The following is a 21,092-nucleotide window of genomic DNA, read 5'->3' as shown; positions in this document are numbered from 1 at the left end:
TATTATGAAGCGTTCTGATTTGAAAGAGCGGCTAACACTTCATTGGTGACATCCTTGCCGCCCTTGAAGTTGGTAATGAACGCACCGATGGAATAGATCGGCCCCCAGGGAATCCCCCACCAGCCTACAAAGAAGGTCAGCAGGCTGTACTTCAATCCTTTTTTGACGGAGCCCTCGCCCGCCCTGATGAAATAGATGTTAGAGCTGCGTCTGAATGTCATCAGGACAACAGAGAAGCAATACGTGTAGATCACGAATTTGCCGCCTTGCTGAATCTGGCTCATTATATTGCCGCCGTCCATGTTCTCGATCCCTTTTATGATCATAGGAAATCCCCTTTAATGTTTATTAATTATCATATACCATAGGGACCGCAGACTGAAACAGCAGACAACTATTTGTAAAAAGTGAGCTTCCGGCAGTCGCGGATTACTCCAGCTCAGCTCCGTTACTGGCGATTACCCTTTGATACCAGAAAAAGCTGTCTTTGCGGGACCGGTCCAGCGTCCCCTTGCCTTCGTTATCCTTATCCACATAAATGAAGCCGTAGCGCTTCTTCATCTCTCCGGTGCCTGCACTGACCAGATCGATGCAGCCCCAGGAGGTATATCCGATTAAATCCACGCCGTCAGCCACCGCCTCCCCCATCGCCCCGACATGTTCCCTCAGATATTCGATCCGGTAATCGTCCTTGATTGAACCATCTGCTTCTACAGTATCCACTGCACCAAGGCCGTTCTCCACAACCATCATTGGCAGTCCGTAACGGTTGTAGATATTATTCAGAGCCCACCGCAGGCCTTGCGGGTCAATCTGCCATTCCCACGCACTTGCCTGCAGATACGGGTTCTTCAGACCCAGCGACATATTGCCGCCAATCGACTCCTGATCCGGAGCTGCGCTCACGCAGGTGGATGAATAGTAGCTGAAGGTGTAGAAGTCCACGCAGCCTTCCTTAAGAATCTGCTCGTCACCTTCCTCCATCTGCAGCTCAATCTGCTTTTCCCGGAAGTATCGCAGCGCGAAGCCCGGATAAGCCCCTCTTACCTGGACATCGGAGCAGAGGAAATTACTCAGATTATCCTTTTGCTGGGCCAGAAGCACATCCTCGGGATTACAGGTCAGCGGGTAAGAGCACATGTAGGCAATCATACAACCGATCTGAAAATCCTTATGGATCTCATGTCCCAGCTTCACGGCTCTGGCACTGGCGATGAACTGGTGATGGAGCGCCTGGTATCTTAGCTGCTCATTGTCGGTTTGCGCGGATGCCGTCAGCTCGGCACTTCCCTCCGGCTTCATCGCCCCGGCCATGAAGGTCCCGAACGGCATCGTAAGGATGTTGATCTCATTGAAGGTCAGCCAGTACTTCACTTTGTGCTTATACCGGTTAAAGATCACCTCGCAGTAACGGACGTAGAAATCAATTGTTCTGCGGTCCGCCCATCCGTTATAGGCTTCAGCCAGATGGTAAGGCGCTTCATAATGGGAGATCGTCACCAGCGGTTCAATCCCGTGCTTGGCCAGCTCGTCAAATACCCGGTCATAGAACTGCAGCCCTTCTTCGCTTGGCGCGGCATCATCCCCATTCGGGAAGATCCGCGACCAGGCGATAGACATGCGGAACACCTTGAAGCCCATTTCGGCGAACAGCGCGATATCCTCCTCGTACCGGTGATAGAAATCAACCGCTTCATGGCTCGGATAATTAGCTCCGGCTTCCAGCACTGGAGTAATTCTCCGGGAGACCGTATGCGTCCCGGCGGTCATGACATCCGCCGTGCTTAACCCCTTGCCACCCGCATCGAACCCGCCTTCGAGCTGATTCGCAGCCGTTGCGCCGCCCCACAGGAAATTATCCGGAAAACTTCTGTTGCTCACATCTACGTTCTTATTCATAATAATTCCTCCTCAGATTAGATTAGAATATCAGTTAAATCATGACGGTCAGCAGATTCTCCCGGTAATCGACACTCTTCTTGTCCGTCTCAATGACATCTAGATACTCACCGGAATTGGAGATGATCACCGGCGTGGTCAGCGTATAGCCAGCCTCTCTGATCGCAGCAACATCGAACTCCATGAGCAGCTGGCCTTTGGTGACGGTATCGCCTTGCTTGGCCCGGGGGGTGAAGTGTTTGCCTTTCAATTTGACCGTGTCCTTGCCGACATGAATCAGAATATCGACCCCGTTATCACTAGTAATGCCGATTGCATGGCCAGAGGCGAACAAGGTGGTCAGTACCCCGTCAACCGGAGAGTACACCTTGCCTTCCAGCGGTTCAATCGCTATGCCTTTACCCATTGCGCCTGTAGAGAAGGCTTCGTCCGTCAGCTCCGACAAGGCTCTGACCTGGCCCTTCAGCGGACTTCCCACCGTCTCCTGCTTCACCAGATTGCTCCGGGCAGTCCCGCCGCTCTTACTGTCAGCCGTTTCCTCATCCTTGAACCCGGAGAAGAAGACGAGAATGAACCCGAGAATGAAGCTGATCACAATGGCAGCAATCGCGCCATAGAAGCCTTTATCCATCCCGTCCGGGCTGATGTAGCTTGGGATACCGAAGATCCCCAGACCGCCGAGAATATAGCCCTTGGTGCCCATCAGACCGACGATACCGCCGCCGACCGCCGCCGCGACGCAGCTTAAGATGAACGGCTTCTTGCGCGGCAGCGTAATGCCGTAAATGGCAGGCTCCGTAACTCCGAAGATCCCTGAGATAATAGCCGGAATCGACAATGACTTCAGCTTGGCGTTCTTGGTCCGCAGCATAATCGCCAGCACTGCACCGGTCTGGGCAAACGAAGCGCCGAATGAAGCTGCCAGAATTGGATCGGATTTCAGTACAGCCATGTTATTGAGGGCAATCGGCACCAGACCCCAGTGCAGCCCGAAGATAACGAAGACCTGCCAGAATGCGCCTACCAGCAGCCCCTCAATAACCGGACTGAGGTTGTAGAGGAACAAGGTTCCCTGCCCCAGCAGCTGTCCGGCCCAAGTGGAGACCGGACCGATGGCAATCAGCGCCAGCGGAACGGTGACCAGCAGGGTGAAGAACGGGACGAGGAAGGTGCGTACCACACTCGGCGTTACTTTTCGGAAGAAGGCTTCCAGCTTGGAGCCAATATAAGTCGAGATGATGATCGGAATGACACTGGAGGTATAGGACATCAGAATGACCGGAATCCCCAGGAAGGTAATGTACACAGGCGATTCAAAGATCGTTCCGCTAAAAAGCGTGTACAGCGGTTCGCCCGCCGCCGTGATGCTGCCGAAGGACGGGTACACCAGCGTAGCGCCTATCGCCATCCCGATAAAGATATTGGCCCCGAATTTCTTGGCCGAGGTATATCCAAGGAAGATCGGGAAGAAGTAGAACAGGCAATCCCCGAGCGCATTCAGAATCTGGTAAGTCCCCGACTCCTTGGTAAGGAGTCCCACGGTCAGGAACAGGGCGGTGAAACCCTTGATCATCCCGGTTGCAGCCAGTACGCCAAGGGTCGGCGAGAATACGCCGGAGATCATGTCGATGAAGCTGTTGAACAGACCCATTTTCTCACCGGAGGCTGTCTCTGATCCGCCTTCCTGTAATCCGCCCGCGGTCATCACCTGGGCATAGACCTCAGATACGTGATTACCGATCACGACCTGATACTGGCCACCGCTCTGAATGACCGTTACAATTCCATCCATGTTCTTCAGCACATCTGTATTCGCCGCCGCCTCATTCTTCAGCTTGAAGCGCAGACGGGTCACGCAGTGACTGAGTCCGTTGATATTCTCCTTGCCGCCGACATGCTTGATAATATCCTTGGCTAGTGCCTCATATTTCATAGTAAATCCTCCCGTTTCCTGATGAATGATAAGCAAAAGGCGAAACCATCCCGGCAGCTTCCTGCCTGATTTGGTTTCGCCTGCATGACCAGTAACAATCCAAGTGGTTTTATTCAGTTTGTCTTTGCGTTACCCGCTGAATGTGAATCGTTAGATACAGGATTTCTTCATCCAGGAGCTTCAGGTCCAGATACTTCTCAATTTTGAGCACACAGTGATGGGCCTTCCTGTATTTCATCTTCACCTGCTTGAGCAGAAAATCGTCCACGGACTCCTCAGACTCCTGGTTGCGTGAGCGCTGGAAGAAATACCGCAGATGGGTGATGAACCGTTCGTAGCTGACGGTACGCTCATCAATTTCGTTGTTATAGGAATATTTAACAATATTGAGGATGTCATCAATCTGCTGGGTCTGCCTGGTAAGATCCGCAATCTTGTTGCCCGAGCTGTTCATTTGCGCATTAATCAGGTGGAGTGCAATATTGCCTGCCTCATCCTCCGGCAATCGGATACGGGTATACTGCTCAATCATCCCCATGGCATGATGCCCGATCGCGTACTCCCTCGGATAACAGCGCTGAATCTCCCAGAGAAGCGGATTGTCATTGCGGATACCCTGCTCATGAAGCCTTAGGGCATGAGTCAAATGATCCGTCAAGGTCACATAGATATAATCGCTCAGCCGGGCCTTCAGCGTCTGCTTGGCATACTCGATAATGTCATAGCTTAAGGCCACATATTCGGCGGGAGCGTCCGCCATTAAGGCCTTGAATTTCTCGGACGCGTCATTTCGCTTCAGCACAAATGTCTTCTCGATCAGAGAGACATCCACTGGATCACCCGGGCTCTTCTTGAAGCCGATGCCGCGTCCCATAACAACCAATTCATCCTTACCTGAATCCTTGGCAATAATGGCATTGTTATTGAAAATCTTCTCGATAATCAACCAAGCTGCCCTCCTTTACCCCGAATTTCATTTGGCACTGCTTACAGGATGTTAGACGGGTCAAGGCTTCCTTACGGCGTCCCGCAGGGCCTTAACATAAAGAAAGGCAAAACCCAAAACACGTGACCATGTTTTGGGTTTTGCCTTTGCAGTAACAATCCCAAATTCAGAATAGCACTGAATTTCACTTTTGGCAACAAAAATGTTTGCGCTTACAAATAACTGAACCTGTAAGAAAAAGAGTGTCCCCTATTCACAGGGAACACTCCTCTTCTTCTATTCTGCCTGAACTCAGACCGATGAGGAACTCACGGCCTGGGCATTTCCATTTCCCCACCGCAGCTTATACAGCTCCGGCAATACCACACCCAGCAGCACCAGCACCACTCCGGTCCATTGCAGAAGACTTACATGCTCTTCCAATACGAACGAAGACATTAAGACGGCAACGGGCAGTTCTACGGCGCCCAGAATACCGGCCATGCCGCCGCCGATATGCGGAACCCCGATGGCGAACAGCAGCGGCGGGATGAAGGCGCCGAACAAGCCCAGCAGGAAGCCGAACAGCAGCAGTTGACCCCACAGTAACCCGTTAAACAGGAAGTACGGCGGGAACAGAATGCACAGCAGCAGCAGACCGCCAGTGACCATCCAGGCACTCCGGTAGGCCGGATGAGCCGAAGGAACGGCTTTGCCGCTGAAGATAATGAACATCGAATAGCTTACTGCCGATAGCAACCCGAGCACCAACCCAAGCAGGTTAAACTCGGCAGCTCCCTGATTCAGAATACCTGCGGCCAGCAGGGTGCCGCCGAACAGCAGGATCAGCGTCAGCACCGTGATTTTGTCAGGGCGTTGACGTTTGCTTACCGCCTGAATCAGCACACTGATCCAGGTGAACTGGAACAGCAGGATAATCGCCAGCGAAGCCGGAATATACCGGAGCGACTGGTAGTACAGCAGACCTGTAACCACGGTTGGCGCACCAGCCATCATCAAGAGCATTCTATGCTTCCAGGTCAGCCGGGTGGGAACGGCCTTGGCGGGCGCCGCAACGTCCGCTGTGCTGCGCTCTTTGCGGTTCGCTCTGAGCTTGGTATATAACGCAAGCAGCCAAGCTAGAATACAGCCGGTTAAGAGCTGGGTGCCGACCACCTCTCCCAGCTTGTAACCCTGCCCGTAAGCCAATACAACAATCGTTGATAAAATGCCGTAGCTCATAGCGCCTACAAGTACGGAGATTAAATATTTCATATCTTTCATTCTGATTATGCCTCCTGAATCTTCTGATCTGAATCATGCTGCGTCAAGGTCAAGGACCGCAGAGACGCAAAAAATCCTAACTCCGGGACAGGGACCGCTGGTTCATGGTCCTTATCATCGTAGTTAGGAAGAGTAGGCTTCCTGTAGAAACCCTCGCCCTGTGACATCTGAATGGCTGCGAGGTTATACGAGAACAATATTGAGTTATGAATAATTGCCTGGTTGACGACTGTTCATATGTTACACGCCAAGTGAGCTGACGTCAAGCCTTAATTCTTTTAAATTTGAAACTCAGGGAATGCAGCCCGCTATTAATCAATTCTCCAACCTGACTTCACCCGTACTTTTATTCCACTCTAAGCCAATTCCGAGAAGATCACATATTGTCGCCAGCGGGAATTGTGCTGAATCCGGCAGACTGTTCATTATAAATTCGCGGTCTGATTTCTTGCCATTGATAAATAATTCGAGTGGATCGCTGAACTTTACCTGAACGGTATTCTTACCGTATACGAAAGACCAAACCGTGAAGTGATAATAATATAATTTCGGATCAGGGTTGGATGTGCTCATGCTTACCTTCACGCCAAGAGCCTTGAATACACTGTTCTGCGGTACATACAGCTTGCCATCCTTGATGGAGGCCGTGCCGTAGAATGAGAACGGCTCACCGTTGACGAAGAACATTAGCGGCGGCTGGACCGGTGCCAGGATATATCCATCTTCATCCTTGACTGCTGCCCCCTTCCCGGTCGCAAGTCCCGCGTCGAAGCCATCGCCCCAGCCTAGAAGCGTCCCATCCTTGTGCTGAGCAAAACCAAAGGTTCCACTGCTTCCCCAAATATTGCTGATTTGATTTCCCTTTTTTATCTGATACGGCTTAGCCAGTGCTCCAGAATTATAGTTCCATTGCCAAAGTGTACCGTTTCTCTTCAAGGCAAACAGCCGGTAGAAGCCGGTATCCAGCTTGTAGACATTATTAAGGCCAGTAACGGCAGACGGTGCTTTAAGCCCCTTGTTCCAGCGCAAGACTTGGCCGTCACTGCGCAGCAGGAACAGCTCACCTTGTGTAACAGCCATACCGGTTATTGAGGCTGAAGCAATCGTAGCTACACTGACCGGATCACTCTCCAAGCGGATACGGTTATACACTGTGTTAACGATACTCATCTGCTTCACACTGCCCTCTTTAGTAAGAAACAACGCATCGTTACCGTTAATTAGCGCGGATCTGACCCCCGTGACTGCCTTGAGTGCTAAATAGCGAATCTGCACCGGCAGCACGCCAGGCTGATCGTAGGACGGGTACCACAGTGTAGCCGTTCCGTCTTTTTTCACAGCGATGCCAAGATTACCATTTGTAGTGATAGAGGCTACCTCCTGCAGACCTTCCAGCTTCACAGGACCTCCCCGTTTTTGATCCCGCAGTTGGGGGTCATTCTGTATATAGCTGCTGTAGTCCCGGCCCCACCCCCACACCTCTCCATCCTTACTGAGCGCAAAGGATACGCTTCCCGCTGCTGCCACCTGAACGATCCCGCTTAGACCTTCCACATGCCTCGGAATGTACTGATTAATACTTGTACCGTCCCCGACTTGACCGAACTTATTGTCTCCCCAGCCGGTTACGGTCCCGTCACTCCAGGCCGCTATTCCATGCGCAGAGCCGCCGGACACACTTACCGCTCTTATCCCCCCGGCAGCAGCCTCACTGCCAGCAGGCAGACCTAAGGATACTATCAGCAGTGATATAAGGAGCAGAACTGATTTACGAAAAAACAACGGCTTGTCCCCCTTGTAAAATACTCTATTCGCATAGATTCTTTCCCCCTCCTATTATGTTCCATTTATTAGCAATGAACAATAACAAACACAGACCCTACTCTCCCAAATTATGATAAAATATAACTCAATTCAGCAGATCATTCGAAAGGAGCCTTACATATGGTCAAGACCCGTCCTCAATCCGGCGGGATCGTAAAAATTTGAAACATAGACAAGTTTCGCTACGTACCAGTCTGTAATAGCCTTCATTCCAACCTATTTCATGTGATTCAAGCTGCTATCCCCAAATATACTACTATGGAGGAGGTGTAGATCCTGAACAGATCCGGGCCCGTTAAGCTCCTCGGCATGATTGCCGGAGTTGTAATCTTAAATGTCATCGTTCTCTCTCCCGGCCTGCTCGGTGTCGAGATAGGCGGAAGTCCGCTGGAAACGGCATCGGCAGTAACCCTGTTAATCATCAGTCTGCTGGTCGTCCTATATGGCAGTTACACCTTGCTCTTCAAACCCCCGGCTGCCAAGCCTGCCAGCGTGCAATTAGAGACGCGGGAGGATTACATTGCCGGCCTCGGCCGTCACCGGAATGTGAAGGTGCTGAAGGAGGATATCTCCCTCGCCTTGGACCAGATCGAGCGGATTGAGAAGAAGAAGACCGCACTGCTCCAGGTGCTGGGCCGCAGGTTCGATCCGGCTGAGCTCAGCTTCCGCAAGTTTCATTCTGTCATTATGGAGGTCGAGAAGCTCTTTTATTTGAATATCCGGGGGCTGCTGGGCAAGCTCAGTGTGTTCGATCCCTCGGAGTTCGCCAGATTCAGTGCCGGTAACGCTTCCACCCGGTTCTCCAGCTCCCTGATTCAGAAGAAAACCGCGCTATATAACGAATATCTCTCCTATGTCAAAGGCTGCCTCGGGGCCAATGAGGAAATTCTGCTGAAGCTGGATCAGCTGCTGCTGGAGATTACCGAGCTGGGCAGCGCAGATTATACCAATGTGGAAGAAATGCCATGCATGCAGGAATTGACCGCCCTGATCGGGCAGACGAAACTCTATCAGTAAGGAAAGGGAGATGAACCTATGAGGAAAGGCAAAACACTGTTCATACTCGGCATTATCGCCGCATCCGTCTTCGCACTCGTCTACTTCGGAATTACCTTAACGTCCAATCTGGGCAAATCCAAGACAGAAATCTCTGCCGAAGACGCCGACAAAAGACTGAACCGCATCTATAAGGATATCAACGTGACCAGTGCTGAGCCTGTAAAAGGACAGATCGATCTTGATCCGTCGTCCATCGGCGATTCGTTGCCCGATATCTCCAAGTTCCCCATCTCCGTAGAGAGCACCACGGACAGCTTCGTCGAGATTTTCTCCTCCACGGAGAAGTCCGGAACAGGCAATGACGGCTGGCTGAATGAGGTCGCCGCAGATTTCAACGCTGCCGGTATTACAATAGACGGCAAGCCGGCCTCAGTCAAAATCCGCAACATTGCTTCCGGCACAGCCGCTGATTATATCCGGTCCGGCAAATATGTGCCTGACGCCTACACTCCCTCTAATGAGCTATGGGGCGAGATGGTCAAGGCCAGTGACGTGCAGGCCGAATTGGTTACGAAGCGTCTGACCGGCAACGTAGCCGGAGTAGTAATGAGCAAGCAGAAATACGATCAGCTGGTCGACAAATACGGCTCAATCAACGTCAAGACAATTACCGACGCCATTGCGGCTAATGAGCTGGCGATGGGGTACACCGATCCTTTTGCCAGTTCAACGGGGCTGAATTTCCTGGTCACCGCACTGAGCACCTTCGACAGTACGGATCTGCTGGGAGACAAGGCGGTTCAAGGCTTCGAGAAGTTCCAGGCCAACGTGCCCTTCATCGCCTCCACCACCCTGCAAATGCGGGAAGCCGCTAAATCCGGCATGCTGGATGCCTTCGTGCTTGAGTATCAGACCTTCGTCAAAGCGAAGGATTTGAACAGCGGCTATGTGTTCACCCCATTCGGGGTAAGACATGACAGCCCGCTGTATGCACTCGGGCAGCTGCCGCCGGAGAAGCTGGCGATCATTAAGAAGTTCGGCGAATTCGTCCAGCAGGAGAAGTACCAGAAGACGGCTGCGGACAAGGGCTTCAACGGCCTGACCGACTATGTCTCAGAGCTGGCACCGGTTGACGGCTCCATTCTCTCTTCGGCCCAGAAGCTCTGGAAGGAGAAAAAGAACGGCAGCAAGCCGATTGCAGCAGTGTTCGTAGCCGATGTCTCAGGCAGCATGGCCGGTGAGCCGCTGAACCGTCTCAAGGAGTCCCTGCTGAAGGGCCAGAAATTCCTCGGCAAGGACAACAGTATCGGCTTTGTGTCCTATTCCAGTGATGTGACTATCAATCTGCCCATCGGCAAATATGATACCAATCAGCAGTCCATGTTCGTAGGGGCGATTAACAGCCTTCAGCCTGTGGGCGGCACGGCTACCTTCGACGGCGTGGTGGTTGCGATGAAGATGCTGAAGGATCAGCTGGCGCTGAACCCGGACATGAAGCCTCTAATCTTCGTGCTTAGCGACGGGGAGACCAACGAAGGCCATTCCCTGGATGATATCCGGGGCCTGATCGAGACTTACAAGATTCCGGTATATACCATCGGGTATAACGCCAATATCAAGGCACTGGAGAGCATCTCGAGCATCAACGAGGCGGCCAATATCAACGCCGACACAGAGGATGTAGTATACAAAATCGGAAACCTGCTCAACGTGCAAATGTAGACTTTATATTCTGAAGGAGGGTTCATATGTCATTCACCATGGAAATTCCCAGCCCCGAGAAGCTGAAATCGGTCATCGAGGAGCAGGTTCAGCCGGAGCCGGAGGAAGTCACCCAGCTTAAGGAGCAGGCGATTAATAATGTCTCCAGTATCCTGGAGCTGGACTTCGAGTCTCTGGAGAAACGCAAGGCTGTGCTGCAGTCGATTGACAGTTTCGGGATGGGCACCATGCGCTCCTCGTCGGAGAAGAACTCCCTGCTTCAGGTATCGGTAGGCAATCTGTCCAAGACCGGGGATGAAGGCGGCCAGGTCGCCAAGGGATTAACCGAGCTGCACCAGCAGCTCAAGGATCTGGACCCCAGCGCGGTCGATTTCGCCAAAAGCGGCTTTCTCGGCAAGTTTTTCCACCCCCTGCGTAATTATTTCGCCAAATATCAAAAGGCTGATGCCGTCATCTCAGATATTATTCTATCCCTGGATAAAGGCAAAGCCGTGCTGAAGAATGACAATACGACACTGGAGATTGAACAGCAGACCCTGCGGGAGCTGACCAAGCGGCTTAAGAAGGAGATTCAGCTCGGCATCCTGATGGACGAGGAGATTGAGAAGCAGATTGAAGCTGCCAAGCAGCGCGGTGAAGACGAGGATAAGGTGCGGTTCATTACAGAGGAGGTGCTGTTCCCGCTGCGCCAGCGGGTGATGGATCTGCAGCAGATGCTCGTAGTCAATCAGCAGGGCATTATGGCTATTGAGGTTGTCATCCGCAACAACAAGGAACTGATCCGTGGAGTGGACAGAGCCAGGAATGTTACGGTATCTGCGCTTAAAATTTCGGTTACAGTCGCCAGCGCCTTATACAACCAGAAGATCGTCCTCCAAAAAATCGAGCTACTGAACCAGACCACCGACAATCTGATCAGCGGCACCTCCAGAATGCTTAAGGAGCAGGGTGCAGCCATTCACAAGCAATCGCTCGAAACCAGCATTTCGGTTGATACGCTGAAGCAGGCCTTCACCGACGTCCTCTCCGCCCTGGATTCGATCAGCACCTACAAGCAGGAGGCGCTCCCTAAGATGCGTGAGACCATTATCCAGTTCCAGGAGCTGGCAGATAACGGCGAACAGCAGATTCAGCGGCTGGAAAAGGGCAATACGCTCGGGCTGTAGCATCACTGCCCATATACAAGGCAAAACAGAGCACGGCGGAGAATACGCCGGTGCTCTGTTTTTTGTCTGTCTATTTTCCTTTTGCACTCTACTTTTCTTTATTCAGTAAGCCTGTCACCATTCTGCTCAACGTCCCTTGATCGATGAACGGGGCGAGGCTTGCCAGCAGATCAGGGCTAAGCTGTTCCGCTTCGACTTCACCAAGAAGCTTCCCAAGCTTCCCCCTGTCCAGGAAAGGAGCGAGGCCTGTGAGCTGATTTGCATCGACAGTACCGTCTGCCAAACGGTCAACTAGAAGGCCCAACGTTTCCCTGCTAATAAAGGGAGCCAGGCCTTGAATGGAATGCCAGCTGGGGCTGTCCCCTCTGGCTTGTTGCACCAACAGATCCAGCTGTTCCCGTTCCAGAAACGGGGCGATGCCCACAAGATTGTTCACCTCTTTAGAACCGTCTGCTGCTTGATCGACAAGCAGGCTTAAGGTGCCACTGCTGACGAACGGGGCAAGTCCGGAAATGACATTCCAAGCCGTTTCTTTCTTTTCAGCCTGATGAACCAGTTCATCCAATAGATCTGTACCCAGGAACGGGGCCAGCCGCATAATTACATCTAACGTAAGGACGCTGCTGTCAATGCCCTCTGTAACCTTATTCAGGGCACTTGCTTTTACAAAAGGCGCTACCTCTACAAGCTCTTCCATCTCCAGCTTACCGGCATTGACCAGCTCTGCAATCTGGCCCGGCCTGTTCTCTGCGATCTCCTCTACGATCCGTCCCAGATGCGGGTGCTCTCTATGCTCTGCGTGGTCTCCTGCATTCAAAATGTCGTCTACGGTTAGGCCGAATAACCCCGCAACCTGCGGAAGTGTTCCAATATCCGGCAGCGAGTCGCCCCGCTCCCATTTCGATACCGCCTGATGACTTACATTCAGTTGATCGGCAAGCTCCAATTGGGTCCAGTCCTGGTCTTTGCGAAGCCGCGATATATAAGCCCCAATTCTACGTAAGTCGAGCATGATATCCCTCCGAGATTATAAAATGTACAGTGCACACTGCCAGAAACAGCATATCATTTCAGCATATACAATCCTATCAATTGCTGGTTGAATAGCTGCATACCCTCTGATTCAACTGCCGGTAGAATATACTTTTTAACATTAAATGGGTTGTATACTATTCCTGATTATTGTATATTTATTCAACCGGCATTTATTGCTGATTTCTCATCTACCGGGGGATACACCGATGCATTTTTTGAATATCAACCAGCTTACTTCAGAGCAGATTCTGGATATCTTTGAATTAACCGACCGGCTTCGTCTCCGAAAATCAGAACCGCTGCTCGAAGGTAAAACGATGATTCTCTTCTTCCCGGAGACCAGTCTGCGGACACGGGTCAGCTTCGAGAAAGGCATCCGTGACCTGGGCGGGGCCTGCATTACCTTTCCGCCGGAGACGCTCGACAAGAAAGAAGGGCCGGGCGATATCGTCCGCTACCTGGAGAACTGGGGGGATGGCATCATTGCCAGAACACCTGACCTTTGCAAACTGGAGGAGTTGTCAGCCTACGCCTCTGTTCCCGTTATTAATGCGATGACTGCACGTAATCACCCCTGTGAGATTCTGGCTGACCTGTATGCTCTGCGCAGCCTCCGGGACAACTACCAGGAGTTGTCCTACACCTTCGTTGGACCGCCCGGCAATATATCAAGAACTTGGCTGGAGGCGGCGCAAGCCCTGAATCTCTCGTTCCATCATGTATGCACGCCAGGTCATGAGATGGCCAGCGGCAATCACCCGGGCTATACCTTTCATACGAGCCTGGACAGCGTGTTACCGGAGAGCGATGTGATTCTTACCGATTCATTGCCTAAGGATTTCCTGACCCCGGAGTATATCAGCACTTATCAGATTACACTGGACCGGATGAAGCAGACAAGACCCGGGGCGCTCCTGAACCCCTGTCCTCCCTTCTTCCGCAATGAGGAGGTCAGTGAAGAGGTGATTGCTTCGCCTTATTTTGCCGGATTCGGGTTCAAGAAAAGTCTGATCTATGTTCAGCAAGCCATCCTGATCTATTGCTTATCGCATTGATGCACCCGGACCATGAGTCCCAGTGCAACGGTTCATTTTCTCTTTCGTGCAAGCCTTTTAGGGCTTAAGCTGTATATTTGAAACTGCCGATTCCTCCGATATCTTATTAGAACAGTATTTGTTCGTATGTTTATCACATTGGCTGAAGGAGAGAATTACTATGAAGGCTTTACACTTACTATCCAGAAAAACAGGCGTCCTTCTGCTTGTACTGCTACTGGCGTCACTCGGTACAGTTGGGGGAGGCAGACAGTCACACACGGCAGCAGCGGCTGCTTCTACGAAATCATATGTGTACTATGTCTCTAACGATGTTCTATATCGTGTAACGACAGATGGAAGTGAGACACAGAAGATCGCAGAGAACTATGACGGCAACGGATTAGACTCGACCGGCAAATATCTGTATTTTTACTATGATGGCGCTATGGGGATACAGCGTCTGTCCCTCAGCGATCCTGATGCTTTAATTACTAACTTCCTCGGGGACCGGAACATCCTCTTTTACCTGTTCGACGGTCCCTATCTGTACTTCCTTGATGATACAGGCCACATCTACCGTACCTTGGCCGACGCTGACGATGATTCACAGCTTACCCTGATAGCAGACAATGCCGATGTGAATTTCCGGACCTTCGACGTCTTAAGCGGGCGGATCTACTATAATGCACTGAAGAACAACACTACCTGGGTTGCTTCGAGGTCCCGCGACGGGAGCGGGGTCATTCAGTGGATTGCCAGTGGAGCTATACAGAAGAGCAAATTTTATCATCCATACGCTACAACTATTAACCTTATGATTGACAACAAGCCCACCGAAACCGAGTATTCTTTGAACTCCATGTTGCTCTATACCCTCCCCCTAAGCGGTGGAGCTCCCAAAGCAGCCAATCCCAATAATCCGTTGGAATCCAACGCCGCTATTGCCGGTACCTGGTCCGACCATTATTTTCTGTTCAACAAAGGCATTAAAGTAGACGCCACCGGCGATGAGCTGGACTATAATACCGGCAAAGGCTTCCTGATGGATAAGAACGGGAAGATCCTGCAGCTAAGCCAGAACAGTGTGATCAGCATCAGCGAGATTGCCACGAATAAGCTGGTCTATGCAGATTCCAAAGGCAAAGCCTACATCAGCACGCTGGCTAACGGCAAAATTATCTCCTCCAAGCCGCTGCCGTTGTCGAATATTCAAGATATCCGAACGGTTAGAAACGGATCGGCGCTTACCACCGTATTGTTCACCGCAGCCGATGCTTACTTGCTGAATGCCGATTTATCCTTGACTAAATTGAGCGGTGTAGAATCCGATTACTCTGTAATTACAGACAATATTCCCGGCTTGTATTATATCAACGGTCTGGATAACGACTGTCTATACCGGTACAGCAATGACGGCAAAACCAAAATCAAGCTGTCCACTGGTCCGGTTAGCTACTTAGCACTGGTCTCCGCGAAGTAATATACAGAGAGAATAAGCCGGAATTTCCGATATCGGAAGTTCCGGCTTTTTTAAGATGTGAATAGATAAAGTTCAGTTTATAACAGAGACTTGCCTATGAAGAGACTTCATTTCCGGTATACAGTGGGAGTAAGCGTTATAGATGATTACAGAAAGCAGGCTGGCAATGAATATATCAATCAAGCTAACCGGGCCGGATGAAGCCTATATTATCAAAAATATGTTACCGCTCTATCTGCATGATCTTTCAGGTCATTACGGACTTGTGGAGGGGCATCTGCCTAACCGGCATGGCATCTTTGAGGACACGGACGAATACCGCACGCTGGCAGATCAGTATGAGGTGCAGAATATTTGGTGGGACAAGCCGGGCATTCTGTACTCTTTTCTGATTCAAGCTCATTCGATGCCGGCAGGCTTCGCACGGATTGCTACCCCTCCATATTGTGCGCAGGGCGTCGATTATTTCGTGAGCGACTACTTTCTGCTGCAGCCCTTCAGAGGGACGGGAATCGCGGAACAGGCGGCGGTGCTGGTGTTTGAACAATTCCGGGGCGAATGGGAGCTGTTCACCAACCCGGCTGCGAAGAATATCACCGGCCAGAGCTTTTGGCGCAAGACGGTCTCCCGCTACACGCAGGGCCAATATTCGGAGCGCAGCGGGGAGACTTTTGACGGCCATAAGCTTGCCTTCAGGTTCCATAATGGGGGATGAGAACCACTCTGACCGCAGCGCAAAAAGGCTGACCCGCCGGATATACCAACAGTCAGCCTTTTTCGCGTACAAGCGTTCACGGCAGAATGCGCAAGTTAATCTCTCTGGTATTCTTGCCGGTCCCCGTCTTCATAATCATATTCATTGATTCTGGCTTATCGAGCAGATTGCTTCCGAAGATCCGTTCATAGCCTTCATCGGTTGCAGTGCCTGTGGGTGACCATATCTTGGTCGTTACGTACCCGGTTTTCGACTGAATTTCATTCCCCTGTATAGCACCAAATACCTTTTGACGGTCCTGCCACGTAATCTCAGTCTCCTTCTTGATTTTGAATACAGTACGGATCATCAACGGGGAGAGCTCAACCTGCTCCAGCGTCACTTGAACGCCCTCCAGTATGAAGTCTTCCTGCGGCTGGACAATGACTGTCTGTTGCTGTTTGAATTTCGGGTCCAGCTTGAAGCTGATCTTAAGTCTCGGGGAATAATGCACATCGGCTACATTTACACCTTTCGTCAGATCTTTCATTTTCCCCTTGTCCATAGAGGAGATCTGGAAATCAGCTTCCAGTTGCTCCGGGAACGGCTTGCTCCGGTCCAGGTAGATGGTACCTCTTCCGTAGTAGATACGCTTATCATCATAGCCATTGTTTTTAGCATGGGCACCAACCCCGCCCCCGTTCTCCAGATCATATCCGGTTGACAGATTCTTAATTATCGCACTGTTAACACTATAGATCTCCTGGCCTTCCGCGACATTGGCTGTATACAAAAAGATGATTGTGTTCTCATCCGCCGTTACAGCATTCAAAGTAATCCGGAAATTCCCGCTGGCTGCACTTTTATCAATCTCCTGAATGTAGCCGTGCCGGATAGCCGTATCCAGCGTAGGCGCTTCTGAATCAAAGGAATAGAGCCGCTTGAACATCTCCAGCCCGCCCCAATTCACTTCTCCGGCAGGTCCGGCAGCACGGGGTACTGCATTATGAATGACCGGGATGAAGAACAGAATCACTGCAGCAATTGCGGCTGCGGCTATTCCGAGGAAGGAGACTTGGCGGAGTCTGCCCTGCCAGCTTTTCCGGCGTCCGCGCTCGATCCCTGCCTGAACCGCCGCTCTGACCTCATTCCCCCCACAGTCCCCCCTTACCTCCTCACGGATACGTGTCGCATCGGACAACATCGCCTGCTCTACTCTGCTAATGTTCATTCCATTCACCCCGGTTCTTCATAATTTCCCTAAGCTGCTTCAGGCCTTTGTGCTGCCAGGTTTTGACGGTTCCTTCCGGCTTGCCCAGCAGGACTGCGATCTCGGCCAGGGTCAGATCATTATAATATTTGAGCAGCAGCACATGGCGGTATTTCACCTTCACCTGCGAGAGCGCCCACTGCATTTCCATGGCATCCGTACTGGTCCGCATAACCGGCTCCTGCATATTCTCTGCCGCTGTAGGGACTGCCCTTTTTCTTCTGCGCTGCTCGTCTATGCAGACATAGATTAATATACGGATCAGCCAGGTTTTGAACGCGCTGGGGTCCTTCAGGGTTCGCCGTTTCATCCAGGCCCGGCAGGTGGTCTCCTGGAGCGCTTCCAGTGCGTCATTGCGGTTGCCCAGATAACTGTAAGCAATATGGTATAGTTGGTCGCTATGCTCCATCACCGCTTTGACCCAATCCGTCTCCTCAAGCGGCACGGCGGCAGTTACCCGCTTCATCTCTGCCCCGGACATCGTCATCTCTCCCTCTCCTCTCCATCCCTTTTACATGAATTAGACGGAGAGGTTATGCAAACAGTTTTAGTCTGCGGCAATTATTTTATATCTTCCACGAACAACAGAAAAGCCGCAATCCCCGCTGCCGGGAATGATGCGGCCTTTCTTAATATCGGAAGCTATAGCTTCTTGCTGCTGAGGAGAAGGTGTGCTGGCGAGCACAGGCCTCATTGTATGTGAAAAACAGCATACGTTGTGCTCGTGTAAAGGTAGTCTTATTCATCCGGTTAGGACGATTTTGTTCTGGAGATTATTTCACTTCTAGATAGGTTACACCTAGAGTACCCAATTCCCCTTACGGAACACCGGCTCAATCGTGCCGTCAGCCAGTTCTCCGTCAATATCTAGCGCATCGGAGCCTACCATGAAATCAACATGTGTGAGGCTGACGTTGGCCCCTCTGGATAGCAGTTCCTCGCTGGTCATGGAGGTGCCCCCTTCAATATTCACCGGATAGGCGCTGCCCAGCGCGAAATGACAGGAAGCATTCTCGTCAATTCCAGTGTTGTAGAAGACTCTGTTCAGCCGGGAGATCGGTGAATCATACGGCACCAAGGCCACTTCTCCGAGATAGGAGGCGCCTTCATCCGTATCCAGCAGGGAGGTCAGATGCTCACGGCCGGATTCAGCGTCATAGGCGGTAACCTTGCCGTCTGTGAAGGTAAGTGTGATTCCGTCGACGAGCCGCCCGTTCAGGTTCAGCGGAAGCGTACTCTTGACGGTGCCATTCACACCGGTGCGGTGGGGCATCGTGTAGATCTCTTCTGTAGGCATATTGGCTACAAAATAAACGCCACTCGCATTCTCCCCGCCGCCGCCGCGCCACAGATGGCCTTCCGGCAGCTCGACACGCAGATCCGTTCCAGGGGCACGGTAGTGCAGGCTTTTGTAGCGCCTCTCGTTCATACGGTCCTGGCTCTGCTTCAACTCGCCGATATGAGTACGCCAGGCAGCCACTGGGTCTTCGCTGTTCACACGGTTCATCTGGAAGACTGCTTCCCACATCGCATCGATCCGCTCTTCCTCCTGCAGATCGGCGAACACCTTGTCCGCCCAGGCACGTGTCGGCGCCTTAATCAGCGACCAGCTGATTCTGCTGTTCCGGGTGTAGGCCTGGTACTTCTTGCGCGCAACCGCAGCCGCTTTAACGGCAGTGGAGACCTTGGCCGAATCGATCCCGCGGAATAATTCCGGATCCGGCACTTTTATATGTAATATAGCTCCGCCTTCTTCAGCGAATCCCTCCAGCATATCGGCATGCCACTGCGGATAATACCCGAACGATTCCTCAGGAGCCTTCTCGTAACGGATGCGTGTGACCGCTTCATCGTCCCAGTCCACAAGCACGTATTTCGCTCCAGCGTCATAAGCCTTGCCTACAATCAGCCGGGTAAGCTCCGCTGTCTCCAGCGGGGCGTGAACCATCAGCACTTGTCCCGGCTGCACATTCACACCGACCTTGACTACCAGCTCTGCGTATTTCTCCAGCATCTGCTCAAAATCCTTCATTTCATCTCTTCCTCCATATCTTCTCTGTCTCTGTATAAGTATAGCGGAAGACCGGGAAGATGGCACGTACTCTATGATCTATGTACAACCGGAAGCTGAGCATGGCGTAACTTCTCCCGCTTCCGGCAGCGCTTCCTCTACTGCTTATCCACCTGCAGCAACTGAATGGTCTTCACATCAAACGTATGGGCGATTTTCTCTTCCGCAATCACTTTCAGCTTCGTCAGGCTGGCCACCTTGGCCGGATCAGCCCGGGAGAGCAGCCTCCACAGCTCGGGGTCGGACAGGGTCTGATAGAGCTTGTCGTCATCATATTCCTTGCGGTTCTGCGTGACCAGCTTGACCTTGTAGCTGCCGAACACCGCTTCGGTCTGCCCCGCTTCATTAACGTGGGCAAGGATCTCCTGCCGGAGTCCGGCCAGCTCCTTTTCCAGCTCCTTCTGCTTCACCTTGAGCTTATAATACTGTTGAACCTTCTTTTCCATACAGTGCTCACGCTCCTCTCCTAACATGTCTATGCAGGAAAGAACGGTTAGAATGATTAATTCTGTTGAGACGGTTTATGTTTAATTCTATAATGGAGTCGATGTGACAAGTTATAACTTCTTGTATTTTCAAAAACCAGACAGCAGGTGAACCCATGTTCCAGACTTATCTATTCCCGATTTCCTACGCATTCATGGCCTTTCCGGTTGCGGCGCTATTCTTCACCTTACCGTTCCTGATTGTGCAATACCGCCGGCACGGCTATATCAATAAAATCCGGGCCTTGATGCTGTATCTGCTGCTGCTGTACCTGCTTAATGCGTTCTTCCTGGTCCTTCTGCCCTTGCCTGATTCCAGGCACAATGCAGCCCCCTCCGGGAGTATGATCCAGCTTGTACCGCTACAGTTCATCCAGGATATTCTGCACAATACGCCAATTACGCGCAGCGACCCTTCCAGCTACCTTAATGTGCTGACCGGAGCGGATTTTCTGCTGGCAGCCTTCAATGTTCTACTGACCGTACCCTTCGGTATGTTCCTGGGCTACTACTTCCGCACGCGCTGGGTGGTGTGCATTATCCTGTCCTTTGCGCTGTCGCTGTTGTTCGAGATTACACAGATTACCGGCATTTACGGCTTCTTCGATCATCCTTACCGGATCTTCGATGTCGATGACATGATCACGAATACGCTGGGCGGCATTGTGGGCTTCAAGATATCCCTATGGATCTCCGGCCTGCTGCCGAGGATTGAGAAGCTTGACAGCCAAGAGGACCTTTCCGCCAAAAAAGTGACCTACACCCGCCGCGCCCTTGCTTTCCTGCTGGATTCTATCCTGCTGCTCGCGGTAACCATCCTTCTTAATTTGCTCTCTCTGAGTATTTCGTGGTGGGCAGTTAGTATGGTGTATTTCCTGAGCATTCCTCTGTTCACAGGCGGACGCACCTTCGGCAAATGGGTTGTACGTATCCGGCTAAGGAGTGAAGACGGCGGCCTAGCCAGACCCTGGAGGGTATGGGCACGATATGGATTACTCTATGGCGTCTTAGGCGGAATGAATTCCCTTATGCCTGACTTCTCCTTCTTCATCTCTATCGGCACAGCGCTGGCTGCTGTAGTGAAAATAGTCATCCTATTGGCTGATTTGGCCTTCTTCATCCATCTGGTGCTGCGGTTGATTAAGCGTGAGCGTCCGCTCATCTATGAAGAGATTAGCAGAACCCACAATGTAATCACATGGCCGAAACGGCATCAGGCAGCGGCAAGCGAGACCCTAAATAAGACAGTAAACAATGAATAGAGGTGC

At 51.7% G+C, this 21,092-nt stretch carries 18 protein-coding genes; 7 read left to right on the top strand and 11 right to left on the bottom strand.

Annotated features, from left to right (window positions below):
• Positions 1-2: 2 nt before the first annotated feature.
• From NYE24_RS01775 to NYE24_RS01750, 6 genes are all read right to left on the bottom strand, one after another.
• Positions 3-326 (bottom strand): hypothetical protein, encoded by a 324-nt coding sequence (locus NYE24_RS01775; protein WP_036694339.1) that lies wholly within the window; start codon positions 324-326, stop codon positions 3-5.
• A 103-nt stretch (positions 327-429) separates the two neighbouring features.
• A complete protein-coding gene (locus NYE24_RS01770) occupies positions 430-1,899 on the bottom strand; it encodes a 6-phospho-beta-glucosidase (protein WP_036694340.1) in 1,470 nt (489 codons plus the stop codon).
• 34 nt (positions 1,900-1,933) lie between these two features.
• A complete protein-coding gene (locus NYE24_RS01765; RefSeq protein WP_036694341.1) occupies positions 1,934-3,832 on the bottom strand; it encodes a beta-glucoside-specific PTS transporter subunit IIABC in 1,899 nt (632 codons plus the stop codon).
• 109 nt (positions 3,833-3,941) lie between these two features.
• On the bottom strand, positions 3,942-4,778 hold the full coding sequence (locus NYE24_RS01760; protein ID WP_036694343.1) for a PRD domain-containing protein: 837 nt from the start codon (positions 4,776-4,778) through the stop codon (positions 3,942-3,944).
• A gap of 291 nt (positions 4,779-5,069) precedes the next feature.
• Positions 5,070-6,032: a DMT family transporter gene (locus NYE24_RS01755; RefSeq protein WP_036694553.1), complete on the bottom strand. Its 963-nt coding sequence runs from the start codon at positions 6,030-6,032 to the stop codon at positions 5,070-5,072.
• A 324-nt stretch (positions 6,033-6,356) separates the two neighbouring features.
• The gene (locus NYE24_RS01750; protein ID WP_342477883.1) at positions 6,357-7,823 is read right to left on the bottom strand and encodes a chromosome condensation regulator RCC1; all 1,467 of its coding nucleotides are present in this window, start codon (positions 7,821-7,823) and stop codon (positions 6,357-6,359) included.
• A gap of 351 nt (positions 7,824-8,174) precedes the next feature.
• Between NYE24_RS01750 and NYE24_RS01745 the strand changes: the two genes are divergently transcribed.
• The 3 genes from NYE24_RS01745 to NYE24_RS01735 are packed head-to-tail and all read left to right on the top strand — an operon-like array spanning position 8,175 to position 11,752.
• On the top strand, positions 8,175-8,882 hold the full coding sequence (locus NYE24_RS01745; protein WP_156949607.1) for a hypothetical protein: 708 nt from the start codon (positions 8,175-8,177) through the stop codon (positions 8,880-8,882).
• A gap of 18 nt (positions 8,883-8,900) precedes the next feature.
• Positions 8,901-10,586: a VWA domain-containing protein gene (locus tag NYE24_RS01740; protein WP_036694348.1), complete on the top strand. Its 1,686-nt coding sequence runs from the start codon at positions 8,901-8,903 to the stop codon at positions 10,584-10,586.
• A 26-nt stretch (positions 10,587-10,612) separates the two neighbouring features.
• Positions 10,613-11,752 carry a toxic anion resistance protein gene (locus tag NYE24_RS01735; protein WP_342477882.1) on the top strand — a complete coding sequence of 380 codons (1,140 nt, stop codon included), beginning with the start codon at positions 10,613-10,615 and terminating at the stop codon, positions 11,750-11,752.
• An 88-nt stretch (positions 11,753-11,840) separates the two neighbouring features.
• On the opposite strand, the gene NYE24_RS01730 is transcribed toward NYE24_RS01735, so the two are convergent.
• Entirely contained in the window at positions 11,841-12,764 is a 924-nt protein-coding gene (locus tag NYE24_RS01730) for a helix-turn-helix transcriptional regulator (RefSeq protein ID WP_342477881.1), read from the bottom strand.
• Positions 12,765-12,993: 229 nt separating this feature from the next.
• Here NYE24_RS01730 and NYE24_RS01725 point away from each other — a divergent pair, with 229 nt between their 5' ends.
• From NYE24_RS01725 to NYE24_RS01715, 3 genes are all read left to right on the top strand, one after another.
• Positions 12,994-13,842, top strand: a complete 849-nt coding sequence (locus tag NYE24_RS01725; RefSeq protein WP_051493392.1) for an ornithine carbamoyltransferase — start codon at positions 12,994-12,996, stop codon at positions 13,840-13,842.
• Positions 13,843-14,002: 160 nt separating this feature from the next.
• A complete protein-coding gene (locus NYE24_RS01720; RefSeq protein ID WP_036694350.1) occupies positions 14,003-15,304 on the top strand; it encodes a DUF5050 domain-containing protein in 1,302 nt (433 codons plus the stop codon).
• Positions 15,305-15,470: 166 nt separating this feature from the next.
• Entirely contained in the window at positions 15,471-16,019 is a 549-nt protein-coding gene (locus tag NYE24_RS01715) for a hypothetical protein (protein ID WP_036694559.1), read from the top strand.
• A gap of 76 nt (positions 16,020-16,095) precedes the next feature.
• On the opposite strand, the gene NYE24_RS01710 is transcribed toward NYE24_RS01715, so the two are convergent.
• From NYE24_RS01710 to NYE24_RS01695, 4 genes are all read right to left on the bottom strand, one after another.
• Positions 16,096-17,229, bottom strand: coding sequence for a DUF4179 domain-containing protein (locus NYE24_RS01710; protein ID WP_342477880.1), 1,134 nt, complete (start codon positions 17,227-17,229; stop codon positions 16,096-16,098).
• Positions 17,219-17,755 (bottom strand): sigma-70 family RNA polymerase sigma factor, encoded by a 537-nt coding sequence (locus NYE24_RS01705; protein WP_051493393.1) that lies wholly within the window; start codon positions 17,753-17,755, stop codon positions 17,219-17,221. The genes NYE24_RS01710 and NYE24_RS01705 overlap by 11 nt, the downstream gene beginning before the upstream one ends.
• Before the next feature lie 312 nt (positions 17,756-18,067).
• On the bottom strand, positions 18,068-19,300 hold the full coding sequence (locus NYE24_RS01700) for an aminopeptidase (RefSeq protein WP_036694352.1): 1,233 nt from the start codon (positions 19,298-19,300) through the stop codon (positions 18,068-18,070).
• Between the two features lie 137 nt (positions 19,301-19,437).
• Positions 19,438-19,785 (bottom strand): hypothetical protein, encoded by a 348-nt coding sequence (locus NYE24_RS01695; RefSeq protein WP_036694354.1) that lies wholly within the window; start codon positions 19,783-19,785, stop codon positions 19,438-19,440.
• Positions 19,786-19,940: 155 nt separating this feature from the next.
• Between NYE24_RS01695 and NYE24_RS01690 the strand changes: the two genes are divergently transcribed.
• Positions 19,941-21,086 carry a VanZ family protein gene (locus tag NYE24_RS01690; RefSeq protein WP_342477879.1) on the top strand — a complete coding sequence of 382 codons (1,146 nt, stop codon included), beginning with the start codon at positions 19,941-19,943 and terminating at the stop codon, positions 21,084-21,086.
• Positions 21,087-21,092 lie beyond the last annotated feature (6 nt).

The organism is Paenibacillus sp. FSL H7-0350 (assembly GCF_038593195.1).
GTDB lineage: Bacteria > Bacillota > Bacilli > Paenibacillales > Paenibacillaceae > Paenibacillus_AQ.
Note: the sequence above shows the minus strand (reverse complement) of the source record. Positions and strands in the feature narration are given on the sequence as shown.